The following is a 3,834-nucleotide window of genomic DNA, read 5'->3' on the forward strand; positions in this document are numbered from 1 at the left end:
TTCGCCGGTGATGGTCACCGAGAAGATGCTTCCGGGAATGCGCAGCGTGCCGTCCTTGAACCCGGCAAGGAACTTGCCCGCGGGCAGCACCTTACCGCGCTGGACACCGTTCATGTCGGGAACGATGCACTCGATCTCGGCGATCTCATGCTCGGCAATCCAGTTGACCAGTTTGGTAGACATGATGGGCTCCGGCGCTTAGCCGGGCCTTCCCCTATCGGTTAGAATTCGAACGCGCGGCCGATCGATACCACAATTCCGGCCTTGCCGAGAGGGTCGCCGCCGGTGTGTGACGTATCGACATAGGCCGCGCCGAGCGAAAAGCCGAGCACCTCGGCCGCAATCCCCAGCGACCAGTCGCGCTTATTGTCGTAAAAGGCGTTGTCCTCGATCCCGAACGAGGCGGTCAGGCTGACCCCGGTCTCGCCCAGCGGGAGCTCGCCGTTGAGGCCGTAATAGATGCCGCGCTTGGGCGCCGCGTCGTCCTGCTTGGGGGTGAAGGCGAAGATCGCTCCGACCGTCGCCGGACCGACGGCATGGCTGACGGTGCCGATAAATTCGACGTAATTGAGCTCGCTGACGCCGGGATAGAGGTAATAGGTTGCGTTGACGTCGACATCGAAGGTTCCGAGCGTGCTTGCGAAACCGCCGACCAGATCGACCTCTATGTCGTCGCCGTCATTCTCGGCGACGTTCGATCCCCAAACGCTCGCGTAGAGCCCGGATTCGTGGCTGACGGTAAAGGATGGCTGAAACGCCGGATCTTTGCCGCTCAGCGAGATGCCGCGAAAACGATAGTCGGAAACGCCGGTGAGATCGAGCTCGAAGGTGATCGGCTTGGCCGGCTCCTCCGCTTCTGCCTCATCGGCCTTGGCGATATTCTGGCCGGCGTCGTCCTTGCCTTCGGCGGGCGAGGGCGCATCGGCGGGCGGCGGCGCGTCCTGCGCCCACGCGGGCGCGGCGCCGAGCACCAGCGATCCCAAGGCGACGCCAATAATAATCGGCCGAATACGCATCGATCTTTCCCCCTTCATGACCACCACTTTGTTCGCACGAGCGCGCGATTGAAGCAGATTTCTCTCATTATTGTAACATGCTGTGCGAGCCGGTCCTGAAAGGCCAGCCCAATTTCACATCCCTCTCCCATCGGGAAAACCGATGGACATGTTCGACCTTATTGTGGCTTCCATCGCGTCGGTACGCGCCTAGACGCTTAACCTATGGGTGGGATCGATGCTCGCTAACGACAGCCTCGCGGCCTTTTGGATGCCGTTTACCGCGAATCGCGCGTTCAAGGCCGAGCCGCGCCTGTTCGCCTCGGCGCGTGACATGCACTATTTCACGCCCGACGGCCGCGCGGTTCTCGACGGCACCGGCGGCCTGTGGTGCGTGAACGCCGGCCATTGCCGTGCGCCGATCGTGGCGGCGATCCAGCGCACCGCGGCCGAGCTCGATTATGCGCCCACCTTCCAGCTCGGCCATCCGGGGGCGTTCGAGCTCTCGACCCGGCTCGCCGCGTTGATGCCCGACGGGCTCGATCGTATCTTTCTGGCCAGTAGCGGCTCGGAGGCGGTCGACAGCGCGCTCAAGATTGCGCTGGCCTATCATCGCGCGCGCGGCGAGGGTGGCCGAACCCGGCTGATCGGGCGCGAGCGTGGCTATCACGGCACCGGCTTCGGCGGAATTTCGGTCGGTGGACTGGTCAACAACCGCCGTGCTTTCGGCACTCTGCTGACCGGGGTCGATCACCTTCCGCATACCCACAGCCTCAGCGACATGGCGTTCAGCCGCGGCCAGCCTGGTTGGGGCGCCCACCTCGCCGACGATCTCGAGCGGCTGGTCGCTCTCCACGGTGCCGAGACCATCGCCGCGGTCATCGTCGAGCCGGTCGCGGGCTCGACCGGTGTGCTCGTTCCGCCAGCGGGCTACCTCGAGCGGCTGCGCGAAATCACCGTGAAACACGGCATTCTCCTCATCTTTGACGAAGTCATCACGGCCTTCGGCCGCCTCGGTGTGGCGACCGCGGCCGAGCGCTTCGGAGTCACTCCCGACCTCATCACCATGGCAAAGGGGTTGACCAACGGGGCGGTGCCGATGGGCGCGATTGCCGCCTCGCGCGCGGTCCACGACGCTATCGTCGATGCCGCCGCCGCTGACGGTATCGAGCTGTTCCATGGTTACACGTATTCGGGCCACCCCCTCGCTGCCGCGGCGGGGATCGCAACCCTCGATCTCTATCGCGACGACGCGCTGTTCGAGCGCGCCCGCTCGCTGGAAACGAGGTGGGAGACCGCTCTTCACCGCCTCCGTGAAGCCCGCCACGTCATCGACTTGCGCACCATCGGCCTCGTCGCCGCGATCGAACTCGCGCCCCTCGAAGGCTGTCCAGGCAAGCGCGGAACGGCGTTGTTCCACGCCTGCTTCGATGCCGGCTTGCTGGTTCGCGCAACTGGCGACACCATCGCCTTGTCCCCGCCGCTGATCGTCGACGAAGCGCAGATCGACGCCATGTTTGGCATGCTGGCCGAGCAGATCAACAGAATTGATTGAGGAGAAGCCCATGTGCACCCCACCGCCGCTGAACGATTCGGCCGAACTCGATTCGGAGGGAGCAAAGTGACCGAGCTCGTCGATCGGGCGACGCAAGCGGATAGCGTGTCGGAGCGGGCCTGCCTGTTCGTGAACGGCCGGTCAGTGGCCGGAAGCGGCGAGGTCGAGCTCGTCAACGACCCGTCCGACGGATCGCAGATCGTTGCTTTGGCGGGGGCGAACAAGGCCCAGGTCGACGAGGCGGTGCGCGCCGCCGATGCCGCCTTTCCAACCTGGTCGGCGATGCCACCGAAGGAACGGGCGCTACGCCTCCTGCGGATCGCCGAGCGGATTGAGCAGTGCGGCGACGAACTCGCCGAGGTGGAGATGCGCAATTGCGGCAAGCCCCGCGCCACCGCCAAGGCCGTCGACGTCGGCAATACGGTCGACGTGTTCCGCTTTTTCGCCGGTGCGTCGCGGACCATGACCGGAATTCCGGCGAATGAGTATAAAAGCGGCTTCACCTCGATGCTTCGGCGCGACCCGCTCGGCGTTGTCGCCGGCATCGCGCCGTGGAATTATCCGCTGATGATGGCCGCGTGGAAAGTCGCGCCGGCGATCGCCGCGGGCAATACGGTGGTCCTGAAGCCGTCCGAACACACCCCGCTGACCGCGCTCAGGCTGGCCGAAATCTGCGCCGAGCATTTGCCCGATGGGGTGTTCAACCTGGTCACCGGCAACGGCGGCGACGTGGGGGCCGCGCTGGTCGCCCACAAACAGGTACGGATGGTCTCGCTGACCGGCGATATCGCCACCGGGCGCAAGATCATGGAAGCGGTCGCGCCGACTATCAAGCGAACCCATTTCGAGCTTGGCGGCAAGTCGCCGGTGATCGTGCTCGACGATGCCGATATCGACGCCGCGGCCGAAGCCATCACCGACGCGGGTTTCTACAACGCCGGCCAAGACTGCACCGCAGCGTCCCGGGTCTATGTCCAGGCCGGGGTCGAGCGGGCGCTGGTCGAGGCGGTGGCGCAGCGGATCGCAGCGATCCAGATGGGCAACCCGCGCGAGGCCGCGACCAGCCTTGGTCCGCTGATCACCGAGCGCCAGCGCGACCGGGTCGAGGGCTTCGTCCGCCGCGCGGTGACCGATAGCCGGGCCGAGCTCGTGGCCGGCGGCAAGTCCGGCGACGGCGCGGGCTTCTTCTATCATCCGACGCTAATCGCTGGCACCCGCCCGCAAGATGAGATCGTCCAGCGTGAGGTGTTCGGACCGGTCGTGTCGGTCACCCGTTTCGAGGAC

General features: G+C 65.5%; 3 protein-coding genes and 1 pseudogene. 2 read left to right on the top strand and 2 right to left on the bottom strand.

Translation table 11 applies throughout. From position 1 onward, the window contains the following. Both RMP08_RS00005 and RMP08_RS00010 read right to left on the bottom strand, forming a co-directional pair. A pseudogene (locus RMP08_RS00005) lies at positions 1-183 on the bottom strand (glutamine synthetase); the annotation flags it as partial. A 38-nt stretch (positions 184-221) separates the two neighbouring features. Next, entirely contained in the window at positions 222-1,016 is a 795-nt protein-coding gene (locus RMP08_RS00010; protein WP_310466886.1) for a TorF family putative porin, read from the bottom strand. 250 nt (positions 1,017-1,266) lie between these two features. Here RMP08_RS00010 and RMP08_RS00015 point away from each other — a divergent pair, with 250 nt between their 5' ends. Together RMP08_RS00015 and RMP08_RS00020 are read left to right on the top strand one after the other, a co-directional pair. Then, positions 1,267-2,550 (top strand): aspartate aminotransferase family protein, encoded by a 1,284-nt coding sequence (locus RMP08_RS00015; RefSeq protein WP_310466887.1) that lies wholly within the window; start codon positions 1,267-1,269, stop codon positions 2,548-2,550. 66 nt (positions 2,551-2,616) lie between these two features. Beyond that, positions 2,617-3,834 (top strand): aldehyde dehydrogenase family protein (locus tag RMP08_RS00020; RefSeq protein ID WP_310466888.1); only part of this gene is annotated, 1,218 nt, incomplete at its 3' end.

The sequence above is a fragment of the Sphingomonas sp. genome (assembly GCF_031426035.1).
GTDB lineage: Bacteria > Pseudomonadota > Alphaproteobacteria > Sphingomonadales > Sphingomonadaceae > Sphingomicrobium.